Consider the following 19122-nt stretch of genomic DNA (forward strand, 5'->3'; position numbering starts at 1 on the left):
TATTTTGACGAGCCTTTAGTTTCAATCGAGTATTATTCTCAATTAACTCACTTTCGCTAATCCTAACCAAGTTTTTACAACGGTATCTGGATTTAATGACAGGCTATCAATCCCTTCTTCCATCAACCAATGAGCAAAATCCTGATGGTCTGAAGGCCCCTGACCACAAATTCCTACATACTTGTTTTGACGCTTAGCCGCTTGGATAGCCAATGAGAGCAGAGCTTTGACCGCATCATTACGTTCATCAAATAGTTCAGATACCACCCCAGAATCCCGATCCAAACCGAGCGTCAGTTGAGTCATATCATTAGAACCAATAGAGAAACCATCAAAATGTTCAAGGAACTGTTCTGCCAGAATTGCGTTGGACGGAATCTCGCACATCATAATGACTTTCAATCCGTTTTCACCGCGCTTCAACCCTTGGGATGCCAGTTCGGCAATCACTGCTTCAGCCTGCGCTACCGTACGAACGAACGGGATCATAATTTCAACGTTGGTCAACCCCATATCATTACGTACACGTTTAACGGCTTCGCACTCTAATGCAAAACAGCGACGGAAACTGTCAGAAACATAACGCCCTGCACCACGGAAACCTAGCATAGGGTTCTCTTCATCAGGTTCATAAATGTCACCCCCCACCAGATTGGCATATTCATTGGATTTAAAATCAGACAAACGGACAATCACCCGTTTCGGCCAGAATGCAGCCGCCAGAGTGGCAATCCCCTCCGTCAAACGCCCAACATAGAACTCAACCGGGTTGTCATAACCAGCCATCAGCGATTTTATCTCTTGCTGCAACTCAGGAGTTTGCTGATCAAACTCCAGTAATGCACGGGGATGTACACCAATCATCCGATTAATAATAAACTCCAAACGAGCAAGACCTACGCCATCATTCGGCAAACGGGCAAAATCAAATGCACGATCTGGATTACCGACGTTGAGCATAATTTTTACATCAAGTTCCGGTAACTGATCGACTTGGGAACTTTGTACAGTAAAATTCAGTTGATTCTGATAAACAAAACCCGTATCACCTTCCGCACAGGAAACTGTCACCGACTGATTCTCTTGCAAACGTTCCGTTGCATCACCGCATCCAACAACCGCGGGAATGCCCAATTCACGGGCAATAATCGCTGCGTGACAGGTCCGGCCACCGCGATTAGTTACAATCGCAGCCGCTTTTTTCATAATAGGCTCCCAATCCGGATCAGTCATATCAGTGACCAAAACATCACCCGGTTGGATGCGATCCATTTCATTCAAGTTGTGAATAACTTTTACTCGACCTGCACCAATACGATGGCCTATGGCACGTCCTTCCACCAATACCTGACCTTGTTCATTCAGTTGGTAACGCTCCATAACCTGCTGGTTTGAGCGGACAGTCTCAGGACGCGCCTGAACAATGTATAACTTGCCATTATGACCATCTTTAGCCCATTCAATATCCATTGGTCGGCCATAATGTTTTTCAATTAATAACGCCTGACGCGCCAATGCCTCAACTTCTTCATCAGCTAAAGAGAAACGATTGCGTTGTGATGCTGGTACATCTTCGATACGTACCTGCTTGCCATGTTCTTTATTGTCAGCATAGATCATATGCAGTTTTTTAGAACCCAGATTGCGTCGCACGATTGCTGGTTTACCCTTATTCAGAGTTGATTTATGAACATAGAACTCATCCGGATTCACCGCGCCCTGAACAACCATCTCGCCCAATCCGTAAGCAGAGGTAATAAAAACAACCTGATCAAACCCTGATTCAGTATCAATAGTGAACATCACACCGGAAGAAGCGAGATCAGAACGCACCATACGTTGTACACCCGCTGATAGTGCAACTCCTCGATGGTCATATCCCTGATGGACACGATAGGAAATAGCGCGATCATTAAACAATGAAGCAAACACATGCTTGATGGCAACCATCACAGCATCAATGCCTTGCACGTTTAGAAAAGTTTCCTGCTGCCCGGCAAAAGAGGCATCAGGCATATCTTCAGCCGTTGCCGAAGAACGTACAGCAAAAGAGGCTTCAGGCTCTCCTTCAGACAACTGTTGATAAGCATCCTGAATATCTTTTTCCAGTTGTGACGTAAATGGCGTATCAATCACCCATTGGCGAATTTGTGCACCTGCTTTAGCCAGTTGATTGACATCATCAACATCCGTTTCATCCAGCAAGTCATAAATACGCTGATTGACACCACTTTGTTCCAAGAAATCATTAAATGCCTGTGCTGTCGTGGCGAAACCATTCGGGACAGAAACCCCCAACTCTGACAGGTGAGTGATCATTTCTCCCAAGGAGGCGTTTTTACCACCAACCCGGTCAATATCATGCATACCTAATTGGTTATACCAAAGCACATTACGCGGGGTGAGGTCATTATTGGGCATTAAAACAATCCTTTTAGCATTTGGGTACAAATCGGGAAATTAGCACTGCATAGAGCAGTCACAAATATACCTTATGGATTTCAAGATGCATCGCGACGGCAAGGGAGCGAATCCCCGGGAGCATAGATAACTATGTGACCGGGGTGAGTGAGTGCAGCCAACAAAGAGGCAACTTGAAAGATGACGGGTATAGACTAACACAATGTTTTCGCACACATAGAAAGGTGAATCGATCAACCCAACACATTATTTTTTTCTTAGGTATACTTTGCAGAAAATCGACTCTCGGTTTCATTTAACTAAACGATTGGAAAGATAAAAGGTCACTGTAAATATCATGGCAAAATTCAGATTAGAAACATCAGCAGAACGTAATGGTCGTAATAGTGTTGAAGGCATTGAACGCACTGTCTTTTTTATTTCAGATGGTACGGCAATTACCGCAGAAGTATTGGGCCATGCTGTCTTATCACAATTTCCCATCAAAATAACTTCTTATACTCTTCCTTTCGTTGCCAGTGAAACCCGCGCAGAAGAAATAAAGCAACAAATAAATCAGATATATCAGGATACGCGGATAAGACCTTTAGTTTTCTATTCTATTATCTCTTCTGGAGTGAAAAATATTATTACCAGTAGCGAAGGATTTTGTCAGGACATTGTACAAACACTGGTCGCCCCATTACAGCAAGAAACCGGGTTAGAGCCAAAACCCGAACTTAATCGCACTCACGGTCTGACTGAAAAGAATCTCAGCCAGTACGATGCGCGTATAGCAGCTATTGATTATGCCCTGGCACATGATGATGGTATCTCTTTACGTAACCTTGACCAGGCACAGGTTATCTTATTGGGCGTATCCCGCTGTGGGAAAACACCCACCAGCCTCTATTTAGCCATGCAATTTGGTATTCAGGCTGCAAATTATCCTTTTACTGCGGATGATATGGACAATTTACAATTACCTGCGACATTAAAACAATTTCAACATAAGTTATTCGGTTTAACTATAAGCCCTGAACGGCTGGCAGCTATTAGGGAAGAACGTCGAGAAAATAGCCGTTATGCATCATTGAGGCAATGTAGAATAGAAATTTCCGAAGTTGAAGCTTTATTCCGTAAGAATAAGATTAATTATCTTAACACCACCAATTATTCTGTTGAAGAAATCTCAACCAAAATAATCGACATGATGAAGCTAAACCGCCGAATGTTTTAAAAATATATCAATAGGAATAATGGAAAAAAATTTATCATATGACTAATTATATCATTTGTTTAACTTAGCCGTTTTCGTTTATTGTAATTTCCATTATCTATAGATATGCCTGCTAATGTGAAACGAACTTTGAGAAAATATATGTACAAAACAGATGGTTTAAGGACTCACCGTGTCGATAGTTTAGTCACACCTCAAACTCTTGCAATTCAATTTCCTGTATCCGAAAAAATCGTCAATAATGTGACAGCGTCACGGAAACGTATTGCCGATATTCTCAGCGGGAATGATCCACGGCTTATGGTAATCATCGGTCCTTGTTCTATTCATGATATTGATGCTGCTTTAGATTATGCTCAGCGACTGAACAGATTACGTGAAAAATACCAGCACAGACTGGAAATTATTATGCGCACCTATTTTGAGAAACCACGCACAGTGGTGGGCTGGAAAGGTTTAATTTCAGACCCCTATCTCGACGGTTCTTGCCAGGTAAATCGGGGTATTACTTTGGCCCGGAAATTATTGGTTGATGTCAATGAGTTGGGTTTACCCACAGCAACCGAATTTCTGGATATGGTGACCGGCCAATATATTGCCGATCTGATCAGTTGGGGCGCGATCGGAGCCAGAACAACAGAAAGCCAGATTCACCGAGAAATGGCATCTGCCCTCTCCTGTCCAGTTGGCTTTAAAAATGGAACGGATGGCAACATCCGTATCGCCATAGATGCAATCCGCGCAGCCGGGGTCTGTCACACATTCCTCTCGCCGGATAAGCGCGGTCAGATGACCATCTATCAAACCGAAGGCAACCCATACGGCCACATTATTATGCGTGGAGGCAAACAGCCTAATTACAGTGCCAAAGATATTGCTACAGCTTGTACTCAACTACGTGAATTTAATTTACCAGAACATTTAGTTATCGATTTCAGTCATGGTAATTGTCAAAAAATTCATAAACGCCAACTGACTATAGCAAAAGAGGTGGGTCACCAGATTCAAGAGGGTTCTACCGCTATTGTCGGTGTAATGGTTGAAAGTTTTCTGGTTGAAGGCACCCAGCAAGTCATTCAGGGACAACCGCTAAATTACGGTCAATCGATCACCGATCCTTGTCTAAACTGGCAAGATACAGAACAGCTTATTGACATTCTCGCCGAAGCAGTAAGTTACCGTTTCTGAATCCTTATTCCGAGTTAGCCTTTTTCATTCATAAGAGGCTAACTGACAACACATTAATTAAATTTTATTAATGTGTTGCTCCTGACCACCAAAAATATTGCTTGAAGTCACCTCTTTATATAACGATAATAATTCTCACTATGATAATAGTTAGTATTCGCAAAGTGGTTTTATGACTAAAATATGTCACCAACATTCTTGCATTGCACTTAAAAAACAATGCAACACTTATCCTGCTGAAATTGTAGAAATTGACTACATTGACAGTAAACAACTATTAGGTGAGCTAGGAATTACCAGAATTCTTCACCAAGGAGAATTCTACCAATTGCGCCAAACTAAAGCCGGTAAGCTGATACTAACTAAATAAAATAATAACTCAGCCAGCCACCCAGATCACGTATCGGGGCAGCCAGCTATATCCATAACTCATAAAATATTATTATGGAGATTCGCCTGATGTCTCAATCTGCAAGATCAACACTCAAATTATCAGCATTAAGCTTGGCAATTATCAGTAACATTCCGGCTGTTTATGCAGCAACAAAATCGCCCGATGCTAACAGTGATAAATCATCCCGCGAGGTGATAACGGTTTATGCCACAGGCAATGAAAGGGACAGTTTCGAAGCTCCCATGATGGTAACGGTGATAAATAGTCAGTCACCACAAAGTCAGACAGCCGGTAATGCTAACGATCTCATCAAAAAAATACCCGGCATTAATATAGCCGGTATAAACCGTGCTAATGGGCAAGATGTTAGTCTGCGTGGTTACGGTCCAAAAGGTGTTTTGACGTTGATTGACGGTATTCGCCAAGGTACCGATACCGGCCATATCAATGGTACGTTCCTGGACCCAGCACTCATTAAACAAGTCGAAGTTGTACGCGGCCCTTCTGCCCTACTCTACGGCAGTGGTGCCTTAGGCGGTGTGATCGCTTATCAAACTGTCGATGCCGCAGACCTTTTGCAAGCGGGTCAAGATCACGGATTCCGCGTTTTTGCTCGCGGTGCAACAGGTGACCATAGTATGGGTTTTGGTGGTGCAACTTTTGCAAAATCGGAATCCTTGGATGGTGTATTTGCCTTCAGTACCCGTGATTCAGGTAACATCCGTCACGGTGGTGGTGTGGTTGGCGATAATGATGAATTTATCAGTAACTTAATGGCAAAAGGCAGTTGGAAAATTGATGACAACCAGTCCCTGAGCAGTCAATTACGCTATTACCGTAATGAGGCTAATCAACCTAAAAATCCACAAACACTCACCGGAAAAAATAAAAATCCTAGCACTTGGACTGACCGCACGACAACTCAACGTGATGCCCAACTCAGCTACCAATTAAATCCAGCAGAATATGATTGGTTAAATGCCAAAACTGACCTCTATTATTCCGATATCACTATTAATGCTCGTACTAAGGCGAAGGGTTTCGAAGGCCGTAAACAGAAAACCTATGGCGTAAAATTGGAAAACCGCTCCCGCCTGTGGACAGACAGCCCGCTGGCACATCAATTTACTTACGGTGGTGAAACTTACAAACAGAAACAGACCCCAGATGGTAATACAGATAGCTTTCCTGACGCGGATATCCGCTTTTATTCCGGCTGGTTACAAGATGAGATAACGCTGCGCGACCTGCCAGTCTCTATTGTCGCGGGTACGCGCTATGACAACTATAAAGGAAACAATTCTAAAGATGAGGCTGTCAGCGCCGATAAATGGTCTTCCAAAGGGGCTATCAGTATCACACCAACTGACTGGTCGATGCTGTTTACCTCTTACGCTCAAGCTTTCCGTGCACCGACAATGGGAGAAATGTATAACGATTCTATGCACTATCCTGGAAACTTCTGGACCCCTAATCCAAATCTCCGCCCAGAAAGCAACGAAACGTGGGAGTCTGGTTTTGGATTACGTTTCAATGATCTACTAGCAGATAACGACGAGCTGAAATTTAAAGCGAGTTACTTTGATACTAAAGCCAAAGATTATATTAAGTCAGATATAGTCAACCGAGGAAGGAACACAACATCTGTTAATATATCCAGCGCCAAGATCTGGGGATGGGATGCTTCCATAAACTATGAATCCAATCTGTTCTCTTGGGAACTGGCTTACAACCGCACAGAAGGTAAAGATGAAAAAAGCGGTGGATCTCTTGATAACCTCAGCCCAGATACTATCACTAGCATACTGGAAATCCCTATTGCACAAACCGGTTTCTCTGTCGGCTGGGTAGGTCAATTCACCAATCATACTGACTTCAAAGGTAAAGATGCTAGAGGTAGAGATCCTAAACAACAGGCAGGTTATGGCGTTAATGATTTCTATGTCAGCTATCAAGGTGAAGGAATGCTCAAAGGTGTGACTACTACGGCAGTTTTAGGTAATGCTTTTGATAAAGAATACTACTCACCACAGGGAACACCGCAGGATGGCCGCAATGCCAAACTGTTCGTCAGTTACCAGTGGTAATTAAATAAATGTATTTCAAGGAGTTAAATTGTGAATTCTTCACTTTATGAACGTTATCTACAAGCCAAATCTGATAACAAAGCCAAATATGCCCGTGATCTGGCAGCCTATCTGAATGTCAGTGAAGGCGAATTATTACATAGCCGCGTTGGTATCGATGCCAAACGCCTCAATGTTGACGCCCCAACTTTACTGGAAGAGTTAGCTGTTGTTGGTGAAATTAAAGCGATCACCCGCAATGATTTTGCTGTTCATGAACATATTGGCCGGTATGTAAATACCCATTTCAGCAGCCACGCAGGGCTGGTCTTGAACCCTCGTGAACTCGACTTGCGGATATTCTTTGGACACTGGAGTAGTGTATTTTATCTGGTTGAACCCGCAAAAAATGGTATGCGCCACAGCATTCAATTTTTTGATCATCAGGGTGACGCATTGCATAAAGTTTATGCAACAGGTAATACTGATATGACAGCCTGGGAAGCACTGATCGAAAAATATCAGACAGAAGACAACCCCGCACTGGTCATCAAACCTATAGAAGAAATCACCTATTCAACTCTAACAAATGAACTGAAAGCACAGCTTGATGAAGAATGGCGAGCAATGACTAACGTTCATCAATTCTTCACGTTACTTAAAAACCATAATCTGAGCCGTCAACAGGTTTTCAACGCGGTACATGATGATCTGGCTTACAAGGTGGAAAATTCTGCACTGAATGAACTTATCAACACCGCTTATAACGATCAGAATGAAATCATGATCTTCGTCAGCAATCATGGTTGCGTACAAATTTTCACCGGAAAGCTGGAACGCCTGATGCCCCATCAGGAAGAAAACTCAGATCAGAAATGGATTAATATCTTTAACCGCAATTTCACACTACATTTAATAGAGAGTGCTATTGCTGAAAGCTGGGTAACCCGTAAACCAACAGAGGATGGTTTTGTCACCAGCCTTGAGCTATTTGATGCTAATGGCGATCAAATTGCGCAACTGTTTGGTCAGCGTACAGAAGGCACTCCTGAACAAACTCAGTGGCGTGAGCAAGTGGCTGCTCTGCCAAAACTGCAATCAATACAGGAAGAGCGTGTAGCATGAAACAATGGCTTCTAACATTTGCCCTTGCGGTATCGTTCAGTGCTTTCTCCACCGAACGGATCGTCACTATCGGTGGCGATGTATCTGAAATTGTTTTTGCACTTGGTGAAGGTGATAAAGTTGTCGCCAGAGACAGCACCAGCCAGAAACCAACCGAATTGCTTACCTTACCCGATGTCGGCTATATGAGAATGCTTAACCCTGAAGGTATTCTCTCTATGAATCCGACACTGGTGCTAACCAGTGAATTGGCAAAGCCTTCACTGGCACTTAAGCAGCTCCAGGATTCTGGTGTAGAAGTGATTCAGATAACCGGAAAAGCAGCGTTAGAAGCCGTCCCTGAAAAAATTAAGACCGTCGCTAAGGCGGTCAATCAGGCTGAACGTGGTGCACAACTGATTCAACAATATCAAAAAGCACTGGCAGAAATACCAACAACCACCTTGCCGACCCGTATTCTGTTTGTGATGAGTCACGGCGGTATCATGCCAATGGCTGCCGGCCAAAAAACCGCAGCGGACAAAGTGATTCGCGCTGTTGGTGCCACTAATGCCATGCAAGGTTTCAACAATTACCGCCCACTTTCCCAGGAAGGTGTTATTGCCAGCGCACCCGATCTGTTATTGGTGACGGAGGATGGTATTAAATCAATGGGCGGTTTGGATAAAATCTGGCAATTACCCGGATTGAAACACACCCCTGCCGGCCAAAAACAACGGGTTTTAATTGTAGATGATATGGGGCTACTCGGTTTTGGCCTCGAAACCCCCTCAGTGATGAAACAACTCAGACAGGCGGCGGAGAAGACTCAATGAGCCGTATGAAGTCTCCGGGTTTGGGCTTGGCGTTTCTTTGTTTGTTACTGTCCGGGTTGGCTATTGGTTCTGCTAATCTTGGCGCATTATCATTATCTTTCAAGACATTATGGGAATCTTCCATTAGTGAACCCCAGTGGCAAATCTGGCTGAATATCAGATTACCAAGGGTGCTATTAGCCATACTGGTTGGCTGTGCTTTAGCGACTTCCGGGGCTGTAATGCAAGGGTTATTTCGCAATCCACTCGCTGATCCTGGCCTACTCGGTATTAGCAGTGGAGCTGCATTGATGGTGGCAATGGCAATTGTTCTGCCCGTTAGCCTGCCATCTGTCATTACTGTGTACGGACATATTATCGCCGCTTTTATTGGCAGCCTGTTAATTTCATTACTGATTTTTTCACTCAATAAATATAACTACGGAAATCTGGCCCGCTTATTACTCGCCGGGATTGCTATCAATGCCCTTTGTATGTCTGCTATTGGTCTCCTGAGCTATATCAGTGACGATCAACAGTTACGACAATTCTCCTTATGGATGATGGGTTCACTCAGCCAGATAGAGTGGCCGACGTTGGCAATTACAGCTTCTTTAATTATTCCCACTATTATCCTAACGTTCAGCCAAGCCCGTAAACTGAATCTGCTGCAATTAGGAGATGAAGAAGCCCACTATCTTGGTATAAATGTCCAACGTACTAAATTCCAGTTATTACTACTCAGCGCCCTGCTGATTGGCAGCGCTGTTGCATTAAGCGGTGTTATTGGATTTATTGGGCTAGTTGTCCCACATTTGATCAGAATGCGATTTGGTGGTGATCATAATTGGCTACTTCCCGGCGCGGCTTTAGGCGGAGCTTCTCTCCTGCTTACCGCAGATACACTGGCAAGAACATTAGTCTCACCAGCAGAAATACCCGTTGGCCTAATTACTGGTTTAATCGGCGGTCCATATTTTCTATGGTTGATACTCAAACAACCAGGGAGCCGCACATAATGAATGCCATAAAAAATAATATTTCTCTGCAAGCGCAGAATTTAAGCTATTCAATTGGCAACCAGAAAATTATTGATAATGTTTCGCTCTCGGTAAATAAAGGTGAGATTGTCGCCATTATTGGGCCAAATGGCGCGGGGAAATCCACATTATTGCGGCTATTAACGGGATATATAAAACCTGAGCATGGGCAATGTGATTTACACGGCACACCTATTGAGCAATGGCCTGCTGAACAATTAGCCCGCACTCGTGCCGTCATGCGTCAACATAGCTCACTCTCCTTCCCTTTCAGTGTGGAAGAAGTGGTCGCTATGGGGCGCTCTCCTCATGGTATTCATCATAAACAAACAGCAATTGATACCGTTATTGAACAAACGGATTGCCAAGCGTTACGTCACCGCGACTACCGGCAACTCTCCGGTGGTGAGCAGCAAAGAGTACAACTCGCTCGTGTCCTTGCCCAACTTTGGCATCCAACACCAATAGAATGCTGTTTGTTTCTTGACGAACCCACATCAGCCTTGGATCTCTATCATCAGCAACACACTTTGCGTCTGCTTTACCGACTGACACGGGAGCAACCTATGGCTATGTGTTGCGTTCTACATGATTTAAATCTTGCTGCTCTCTATGCAGATAAAATCTTTCTATTACATAAAGGGAAGTTAGTCGCTGCGGGTACACCAGAAGAAGTACTGAATGATCATACTCTGAGAAAATGGTATCAAGCAGATCTTGGCATTACCCGCCATCCTGAGACTCAACAGCCTCAGATTTATTTGAGGCAGTAACAGTAAATTTGACAGGCAAATTATTTCAATCGCTTGCCTGTCTTACTCTTTACTTACGAAGTTTTATTGCATCAGGCAAATACCAAAAAGTTGAAATCAGGCACAAGCAATAACCCAGAAGTTCACACCCTTCCTCAACCATATTTTTTGCTGTTCGATCAAAATGTTCGAGCATCAAACCTTTCCATAATTCTCCCATACCAAACAAACGGGAAAAAACGAGTACACATAAAATACCTGCAACCATCATGCTGTAACTTTGATGGCGCGTAAAATGAACAAGCCCAGCCAACGTATCCCTGCCTTTATAAGCAGAATAAAAAATACAAATTAGTGCTAACGGAATAGCAATCCACGCCCAAGCACCATGAAATATTTCATCAAATATAGCATCCAGCTCTCTTATCAATAAACAAGCAAAAAAACCTGATATCAAGACTAATGCAGGACGTAATTGACTATTCTTTTTTGCTTCCAGCAGAAATACAGCAGAAATAACAAACAGTATACTCTCCTGAGCAATTTCAGTTAATGAGTTCTCCTTCACTGCATTCTGCAAATAGATAACATCAATAAAGAGTAAACCTATAACCGTGGCTAAAATCAGAGCATAAAGTACAAAAAATGCCAACTTTTTAGTTAAAAAAGCCAAGTCCGATTGCATTACAACCTCCATTAAATTAAACGACGAACGATGATACTGTTTTAAGTAAATTAGTGAAGATCATTTGATGCTACTTATTATTAAAACAAAGGAAATTTGCATAAATGATAATAATTATCAATTATAAATAGCATTTTTTGCCTATAGATATCCCGGATTTATTTTAAAATACACTCATTAATAACTACCGTTATTATCTTTATGAAAATAACTAACGAAATCTAATATTTTAGCAACTAGCCCACCATCAGTGGGAGGTGAAAATGTCAGAAAGTGTAGTAAATGATATTGTCAGATGGCTCGAAACTCAGCTTCAACGTAACGAAGGTATAAAAATAGCGACCATTGCTGACAGAAGCGGTTATTCAAAGTGGCATCTACAAAGAGTGTTTAAAGAAGTGAAAGGCTATACCTTGGGTGAATATGTTCGTAAGCGGCGTTTACACGAAGCAGCAAGATCTCTGTGTGAAGAAAACCTACCAATCCTTGATATCGCCTTACAGTATGGTTTCAGTTCTCAGGCAACATTTACCCGGATCTTCAAAAAACACTTTGATACCACGCCTGCTAGATTTAGAGAAAATGGTAATCTACCTGAATTAAAGTACTTCTTAGGGCATAAGCAATAACCGAGTTCCTAATAACCTTATTGATGGTATTCCCTAATGGTCAATATTTTATTGACCATTTAACTCTTATACTATTTTAATTCGCTAACATCCTAATATACCTGTTATCTTTCAAGTTGCCTCTTTGTTGGCTGCACTCGCTCACCCCGGTCACATAGTTTGCTATGCTCCCGCGGATTCACTCCCTTGCCGTCGCGATACATCTTGAAATCCATAGGGTATAGATCAAAAAACCAAATAAGAATTTTCCAGATAACTATTGGCTAGCCTCGTTTTATTTACTAAAAATAAAGAACAAATCCCCATAAGTCTTCTAGAACAATTACCACATATACCAGAATAAGTGATTTCGGATAATAACTTTATTAAATGACAATAAAACCCATTAAATTACATTAACGCACGATAAACAAACTGATTAATATAATTAAAAAACAAAAATATTCTCATATAAATCATAACTATAATATATAGTATTCTTTATTCAATCATCAGGATCATTTTCACTGTCAACAAGTAAATAAAAAACACTAAAAAATCCGATCAGAAATATTAAAACACTGCTCCTAAAATTTAGTGTATATTCAGTCATTAAAAAGTAAAAACCCTGAAAATTAAATATCAGGGTTTTCATTTATAATTAATTACAATTCACTACTTACCTAATAGACGTTATTTTACAAAAATCTTGAACACTACCAAAATTTAAAATAGCAAATAAAATAACATAATGGGATAAACTTTTAATACCTTTAACATAAATAATAGCGAATAATATTTTCTATAAGAATTCTCATTCCTAATTTCTACCGTCCTTATCATCCCCCGCTTCCACCTCCTGCACTACCTTTTGCACCGCCTCCTGTTCCACCTCCTGTTCCACCTCCTGTACTACCTCCTGCACCGCCTCCTGTTCCACCGCCTGTTCCACCACCTGTTCCACCACCTGTTCCGCCACCTGTTCCGCCACCTGTTCCACCACCTCCCTTATCCTCCTTAATTAATACGCCGTTGATATATCCATGTTTATTATATTCATATCCGGTAGTTCTAATAGTGACTTTTTTTGAATTAAGATGTGCAAGAATCAAAGCTATTAAACTACCACTCCCTTGATAACCACCATCAGAGTTATCTAAAAGAAAATCCCGTGGAGCACCTTTGTCATCAACAATGATTACATGAACATTGTTTCTGGCTATCTCTGGAGCAATTTGAATGGAGGACACAGTTACATCAGAAATCGTTACATTAGGGGTAACTATATTATTAGAATTGTTTTGATCAATCATAATATATTATTCCTTACAAGGTTAAATTCACACCAAATTATAAACATAGAAATTCACATTATACCGAAAAACTCAACTAATTTACTGAACATCCATATTCAACTATCATAATCCATAAACTTATAAAAAATTAAAACACTTTCCAACTTTAAAAATAGTGTAGAACCAATAGTGCGTCAATAAAAGACCAAAGAAAATCAAAACTAAAAAAAATAAACATTCAGCATTAATTTATAATAATAAATTAAATTACCGTATGTTTTTTTATTTTTAACCTAGTGCTAACATGTTGCATATATTGTGTTATTTACACCAAACATACAATAAATAAAAAACCAGCCTAATAGTAGTGGTTAGTAATTATATAATCAACAGAAAATTCAAGACAAAAAATATAACGGACAGATAATCTAAAATTCATATGCAATGCATATAGTATTTAATTGAATATCAATTCACTAGACAGAATTAGTCATGAGATGTTTACTTAAAAGCAACGTGATATCTGCGATTATATAGCCGATACAATAGATAACGAGGGAATTCTATTTCGCATTGAAATCCGATCGGCCATTAAAAATCACAATAGCCAGTTGAATTACAATCACTACATCAGAAAAAAATGATAAAAAACAAGATGAGCCAGATCTATCTCTTATATACCCTATGGATTTCAAGATACACCGCGACGACAAGGGAGCGAATCCCCGGGAGCATAGGTAACGATGTGACCGGGGTGAGTGAGTGCAGCCAACAAAGAGGCAACTTGAAAGATAACGGGTATAGAATAATCTGACTCAGTGTTCACTACTTCATCGTAAATTCAACTGACCATGCGTAGGTAAAATAATTAGTATAGGTGATGGTTGCATTACAAACAGCACCACCACTCGGCGTTGCTCCTTTATTCCATTTCGGAATTTTAACGCCATTAACATATCCGTTCACAAAAGTGGTCATAAATTCGCAGGTTTTACCCCCTATTTTATATCGCACCATTGCATAATTTACGTCAGGTGAAAGCGGGCTTTGAACCTGATAACTATTGACTCCTCCTGGCGCTACACTTGCACTAGGTTTAGGTGTTGCATTGGCATAGGTACCGGATTCATTATTAGTAATGATGGTATAAACAGCATCTGCGCTACCAGACGCACCAAGATGCTTAAATGTAACCGTTACAGGCGGACCTGCATAAGCGATACCCGCGGCAGTTAGGGAAGTAGTTGCAAACAGGGCCAACAACGATTTACGTACTAACATGTTAGATACTCTCCTTTATGTTATTTAGGATGGCTTACTGCGTTTTAATACAACTTTTTTTTCTATAATTTATTTTTACGTACAATATATGCTCAACCTCATAAAGTAAATTTCCACTTTATGTCTCTATAATATAGACCACTTTGCAGAATTTATTTAAGAAGGTAAGAGGTTCTCCGCCATAAAATCTACAAATACCCTGACCTTAGGGGATAAATGACGGCTTGATGGCCAAAGTATACGAAAAATTGTGGAACTTTCGTTATATTTGTCCAAAATAGTGACCAAAGAACCTTCTTTCAACTGTCGGTAAACAGCGATATTCGGCACACAAGCTATCCCAAGACCATGCTCGGCAAAACAGACTTGCGGTTCTAAACTATCCGTTACCATATTACACGGTAAGTTAAGCTCAATTTTCTTACCATCACGATTCAAAGGCCATACGTTTAATTTCCCATTTGTTGGAAAGCGATATAATAAGCACGGATGGCTAACAAGATCTTCGGGCTCTTCTGGAAAACCTGCGGCCGCAAAATAGGCAGGAGAGCCGACAATAACCTGACGGTAAGAACCAAGCATCCTAGACATTAATCTAGAATCACGTGGATCACCGGTTCGGAGTACAGCATCAAATCCCTCTTCAATAACATCCACTATTCGATCGGAACAACTTATATCAAGTTTAATCTCTGGATAAAGGCGAGTAAAAGCAGCAAATTTCGGCATAAACAGCATACCAACTGACGGTAGGCTAATTTTTAGCTTTCCACTTGGCATTTTCTGCATCTGGGATAGTTCAGTTTCAGCAGCCTCAACCTCATCAAGGATTCGCTTGCACCGCTCAAAGAATAATGTCCCTTCAAGCGTTAATGTGATGGTTCGCGTAGATCGATGGAAAAGGCGTATTCCCAGACGCTCTTCTAACCGAACAATAGCCTTACTAACCGCCGACGAAGAGATGCCAAGTTGTTGACCTGCAACTGTGAAGCTACGGGCATCCGCAGCCCGAACGAACACGTTCAATGATCCCAAACTATCCATATTTCCCCCATTGCTGACAGATTGGTCATAAGTGTTTTGAACATCATCCTACTGTTCACTAGTCTATGGTAGCAAGTAGTATAGGCGTTAGGAGAAATTATCTTATATCTACATATTTATTAATAAAAAAAACAGATAACTCAGGTTTGCTAAATACAAGAATCATCAAGTCGATAGAGATAATTTATCCCAGGTATTTAATAAATAAACGTCAGAGTGGAAAAAGAGCAAACATGATAGTTAATAATATTGAATTACCGCAATTTATTGAATAGCCCCTTCCTAAAGGAAGGATTTATAAGACCAGGAAATGATTTTTCTAAGTTGGAATATTTTAATTTTATTCCACAGAAATATCAGCTAGTTAAAGAAGAAGCCGATACGCTCCCCTTTTGGCTTCTCTCCTTAAATAAAGGTATAAAAATAAGATGCAATCAACTCTCCCAATAATCAAATGGCGCAATATATTACAAACAGGACAGTATCGAAAATACGATATCTCCAGTACTCAACCGGAAACTGAAAATTGGACCACGTTAAATAACATTAAGTTACCAGCGAGTTTTCAACGAAAAGAGTGCCTACCGGGATTACTCTTTTCACACGTCCGGTCAACTCCTTGGGCTACAGCAGTCATCCACGGTGAAGAGCAACTCAGTTATTTGGAAATGGCAATTGGCAGTGTGCATCTGGCCTGCTATCTGCAAAACTTGGGATGTTTAGCGGGTGATTGCGTCGGCATATTTGTTGAACCGTCGATTGAGCAGATGATCGGAGCTTGGGGAACTCTTTTTGCCGGTGGTGCGTATCTGCCATTGTCTCATGATTATCCAGAGGAACGACTTCGTTACATGATCCACGATAGCAATCTGAAAATTATATTTACCCAAGAAAAATTAAAGGAAAAATTGGTCAGGTTGGTTGCAGAAAATATCCATATCGTGACTCTTGAAGACGTAGATAAATCATTAGAATCCAGTGCCATTACCTGCAACATCCTCCATGACTACCTTAGCCCGGATAGCTTGGCTTATGTCATTTATACCTCTGGAAGTACAGGGAAACCGAAAGGTGTAATGATTGAGCACCACAGTATCGTTAACCAAATGTGCTGGTTAAATGAAAAATGCGATTTAAACATTGAAAAAACCATTATTCAGAAAACGCCTATCAGCTTTGATGCCGCTCAATGGGAAATATTATCAGTCAGTTGTGGTAGTCGGGTTGTTATTAGCTCATCTGGAACACACAGGAATATTCCCCAACTCATTGACCTGATTATTCGCCACAATGTGACCACGTTACAGTGTGTTCCCACGCTATTACAAGCATTGATCGATAATCACAAATTCCGGGAATGCCACGCCCTTCGGCAAATATTCATCGGAGCAGAGAGCCTATCAAGAAAACTCGCCACTCAATGTCTCCATACACTGCCAAACTGTCTACTGATTAATATGTATGGCCCGGCGGAATGTACAATTAATGCTTCAGCCTTCTTTGTTAATCACTCCCCAATATCTGACGAGATTAATTCAGTCCCTATTGGTAAGCCAGTATCCAATACGGAATTTTTTATTCTCGATCACCACTATCAGCCCGCCTCAGAATATGAAATTGGAGAGATTTATATTGCAGGTACTCAAGTCGCAAGAGGATATCTGAATCGTCAGGATCTCACAGAAGAGCACTTTCTTGAAATTGCGATACCACCAAATACGCAAAAAATCCGGCTTTATAGAACCGGAGATCTAGCCTATTGGGATAAAGATGGTAATGCCCACTTTGCTGGCCGGAAAGATAATCAAATTAAGGTGAGAGGGATGCGGGTCGAATTAGAAGAAATAAAAAATGCAATAGAGGTTATCGATCAAGTGAAACACGCCGCAATTTTGGCAGAAAAAGACCCTCAACACCGTTCGACACAATTAACCGCCTGTATTGAATTAGCAGATGAAACAATACGCCAGCAAGCAAAGTATGACATCACTTCAATTCTGCGGGGTGAACTCAGCAAAACATTACCGGACTATATGTTACCTGACAGATTTTTGTTCCTGGATACCATGCCGCTAACTTCCAGTGGAAAAATCGATTTCGACACATTGCAAGTACTGGTCAGCACAGTATCACACAGTCCACAGGTACTCCCAAGCACCTCGACAGAAACACGGATCGTAAAGATATGGGAAGAAGTACTAACGCGAGAAAGCATATCTACCGAAGATGACTTCTTTGCTTTAGGTGGCAATTCTCTGATAGCCGTCCATCTGATACAACGTTTAAATGAAGAATTTGCGTTATCGCTACCTCTCCATACTCTATTTGAAGCCGCAACGGTTAAACAATTGGCAAAAATCATTGAAGGTGAAGTAACCAGATTATCTTCACGATTGGCCTGTTTACAGGAAAAAGATGCTGGATTACCTATCTTTTGCTGGCCAGGATTGGGGGGATACCCAATGAATTTACACCTGCTGGCTACACAGATCTGCACTGATCGATCATTTTATGGCATCCAAGCTTACGGAATTAATGAAGGAGAGATTCCATACTCCACCCTAGCCGAAATGGTGATTCAAGACATAACAGAAATCAAAAAATTACAACCTACTGGCCCATACACGCTATGGGGATACTCTTTTGGCTCTGTATTGGCTTTCGAAGCGGCTTACCAATTAGAACGAGCCGGAGAACGTGTCGAAAAGGTTGTTCTAATCGCGCCAGGGCTCTCGAAGATAAAATATCACGTTAATTCCACGGGAACAGAAAACAGGTCTACTTACCAGAACAGTGAGTTGATATCACTATTATTCTCTGTATTTGCGGGTACTTCTCACAGTTCAGCTTTGAATGAATGCCTGGCTAACGTTATCGATGAGCAAAGCTTTGTCTCTTTTGTTCATAAGCACTACCCAAATCTGGACCCTACGTTAATTGTTCGAATTGCCAGGATAGTTATTCAAACCTATGGACAGAAATATTCAGCAACAGAACTGCAAGAACGAATCATTAAGGCACCAATTACAGTGTTTAATGCACGTGATGATGCCGTTTCTTTTATCGAAGAAGCAACACCATATCTAAAACATCCCCCAGAAAACATCAACCTTAACGTTGATCATTTCGAGGTACTTAAGGAATTAGGTGTTAACGAATTAGCTCGATTCTTGAGTTGATTGCTTCTGCAAACAACACAATGAAAATTAT

The 19122-nt window shown here is 41.2% G+C and carries 17 protein-coding genes; 12 read left to right on the top strand and 5 right to left on the bottom strand.

Annotation, left to right across the window (positions count from 1 at the left end; translation table 11 throughout):
* Positions 1–42: 42 nt before the first annotated feature.
* The gene (ppsA, locus tag AACQ38_RS05610; RefSeq protein WP_165577635.1) at positions 43–2421 is read right to left on the bottom strand and encodes a phosphoenolpyruvate synthase; all 2379 of its coding nucleotides are present in this window, start codon (positions 2419–2421) and stop codon (positions 43–45) included.
* Between the two features lie 134 nt (positions 2422–2555).
* On the opposite strand from ppsA, the gene AACQ38_RS05615 reads away from it, so the two are divergent.
* From AACQ38_RS05615 to AACQ38_RS05655, 9 genes are all read left to right on the top strand, one after another.
* The gene (locus AACQ38_RS05615; RefSeq protein ID WP_165577636.1) at positions 2556–2720 is read left to right on the top strand and encodes a hypothetical protein; all 165 of its coding nucleotides are present in this window, start codon (positions 2556–2558) and stop codon (positions 2718–2720) included.
* 38 nt (positions 2721–2758) lie between these two features.
* Positions 2759–3640: a posphoenolpyruvate synthetase regulatory kinase/phosphorylase PpsR gene (gene ppsR / locus AACQ38_RS05620; RefSeq protein WP_165577637.1), complete on the top strand. Its 882-nt coding sequence runs from the start codon at positions 2759–2761 to the stop codon at positions 3638–3640.
* A gap of 141 nt (positions 3641–3781) precedes the next feature.
* Entirely contained in the window at positions 3782–4828 is a 1047-nt protein-coding gene (locus tag AACQ38_RS05625) for a 3-deoxy-7-phosphoheptulonate synthase (protein WP_011146852.1), read from the top strand.
* A 172-nt stretch (positions 4829–5000) separates the two neighbouring features.
* Positions 5001–5198: a hemin uptake protein HemP gene (gene hemP, locus AACQ38_RS05630; protein ID WP_011146853.1), complete on the top strand. Its 198-nt coding sequence runs from the start codon at positions 5001–5003 to the stop codon at positions 5196–5198.
* Between the two features lie 89 nt (positions 5199–5287).
* Positions 5288–7309, top strand: coding sequence for a TonB-dependent hemoglobin/transferrin/lactoferrin family receptor (locus tag AACQ38_RS05635; protein ID WP_011146854.1), 2022 nt, complete (start codon positions 5288–5290; stop codon positions 7307–7309).
* A 30-nt stretch (positions 7310–7339) separates the two neighbouring features.
* Entirely contained in the window at positions 7340–8413 is a 1074-nt protein-coding gene (locus tag AACQ38_RS05640; RefSeq protein WP_011146855.1) for a hemin-degrading factor, read from the top strand.
* On the top strand, positions 8410–9228 hold the full coding sequence (locus AACQ38_RS05645) for a heme/hemin ABC transporter substrate-binding protein (protein ID WP_165577638.1): 819 nt from the start codon (positions 8410–8412) through the stop codon (positions 9226–9228). Before AACQ38_RS05640 ends, AACQ38_RS05645 begins: the two co-directional genes overlap by 4 nt.
* Complete coding sequence (locus AACQ38_RS05650; protein WP_011146857.1) at positions 9225–10226, top strand: FecCD family ABC transporter permease; 1002 nt, start codon at positions 9225–9227, stop codon at positions 10224–10226. Before AACQ38_RS05645 ends, AACQ38_RS05650 begins: the two co-directional genes overlap by 4 nt.
* Positions 10226–11020 carry a heme ABC transporter ATP-binding protein gene (locus tag AACQ38_RS05655; protein ID WP_011146858.1) on the top strand — a complete coding sequence of 265 codons (795 nt, stop codon included), beginning with the start codon at positions 10226–10228 and terminating at the stop codon, positions 11018–11020. Before AACQ38_RS05650 ends, AACQ38_RS05655 begins: the two co-directional genes overlap by 1 nt.
* Positions 11021–11069: 49 nt before the next feature.
* On the opposite strand, the gene AACQ38_RS05660 is transcribed toward AACQ38_RS05655, so the two are convergent.
* The gene (locus AACQ38_RS05660) at positions 11070–11684 is read right to left on the bottom strand and encodes a hypothetical protein (RefSeq protein ID WP_011146859.1); all 615 of its coding nucleotides are present in this window, start codon (positions 11682–11684) and stop codon (positions 11070–11072) included.
* Between the two features lie 263 nt (positions 11685–11947).
* Between AACQ38_RS05660 and AACQ38_RS05665 the strand changes: the two genes are divergently transcribed.
* Positions 11948–12313, top strand: a complete 366-nt coding sequence (locus AACQ38_RS05665; protein ID WP_011146860.1) for a helix-turn-helix domain-containing protein — start codon at positions 11948–11950, stop codon at positions 12311–12313.
* An 818-nt stretch (positions 12314–13131) separates the two neighbouring features.
* Here the strand turns inward: AACQ38_RS05665 and AACQ38_RS05670 are convergent.
* On the bottom strand, positions 13132–13605 hold the full coding sequence (locus tag AACQ38_RS05670) for a hypothetical protein (protein ID WP_165577639.1): 474 nt from the start codon (positions 13603–13605) through the stop codon (positions 13132–13134).
* Between the two features lie 637 nt (positions 13606–14242).
* Between AACQ38_RS05670 and AACQ38_RS05675 the strand changes: the two genes are divergently transcribed.
* Complete coding sequence (locus AACQ38_RS05675; protein WP_165577640.1) at positions 14243–14401, top strand: hypothetical protein; 159 nt, start codon at positions 14243–14245, stop codon at positions 14399–14401.
* Between the two features lie 11 nt (positions 14402–14412).
* Here the strand turns inward: AACQ38_RS05675 and AACQ38_RS05680 are convergent, their stop codons facing one another.
* Both AACQ38_RS05680 and AACQ38_RS05685 read right to left on the bottom strand, forming a co-directional pair.
* Complete coding sequence (locus AACQ38_RS05680) at positions 14413–14868, bottom strand: hypothetical protein (RefSeq protein ID WP_011146862.1); 456 nt, start codon at positions 14866–14868, stop codon at positions 14413–14415.
* 156 nt (positions 14869–15024) lie between these two features.
* On the bottom strand, positions 15025–15912 hold the full coding sequence (locus AACQ38_RS05685) for a LysR family transcriptional regulator (RefSeq protein WP_165577641.1): 888 nt from the start codon (positions 15910–15912) through the stop codon (positions 15025–15027).
* A 428-nt stretch (positions 15913–16340) separates the two neighbouring features.
* Here AACQ38_RS05685 and AACQ38_RS05690 point away from each other — a divergent pair, with 428 nt between their 5' ends.
* Positions 16341–19091 carry an amino acid adenylation domain-containing protein gene (locus AACQ38_RS05690; RefSeq protein WP_165577642.1) on the top strand — a complete coding sequence of 917 codons (2751 nt, stop codon included), beginning with the start codon at positions 16341–16343 and terminating at the stop codon, positions 19089–19091.
* Positions 19092–19122: the final 31 nt, after the last annotated feature.

The organism is Photorhabdus sp. RW14-46 (assembly GCF_963887965.1).
Classification (GTDB): domain Bacteria; phylum Pseudomonadota; class Gammaproteobacteria; order Enterobacterales; family Enterobacteriaceae; genus Photorhabdus; species Photorhabdus laumondii.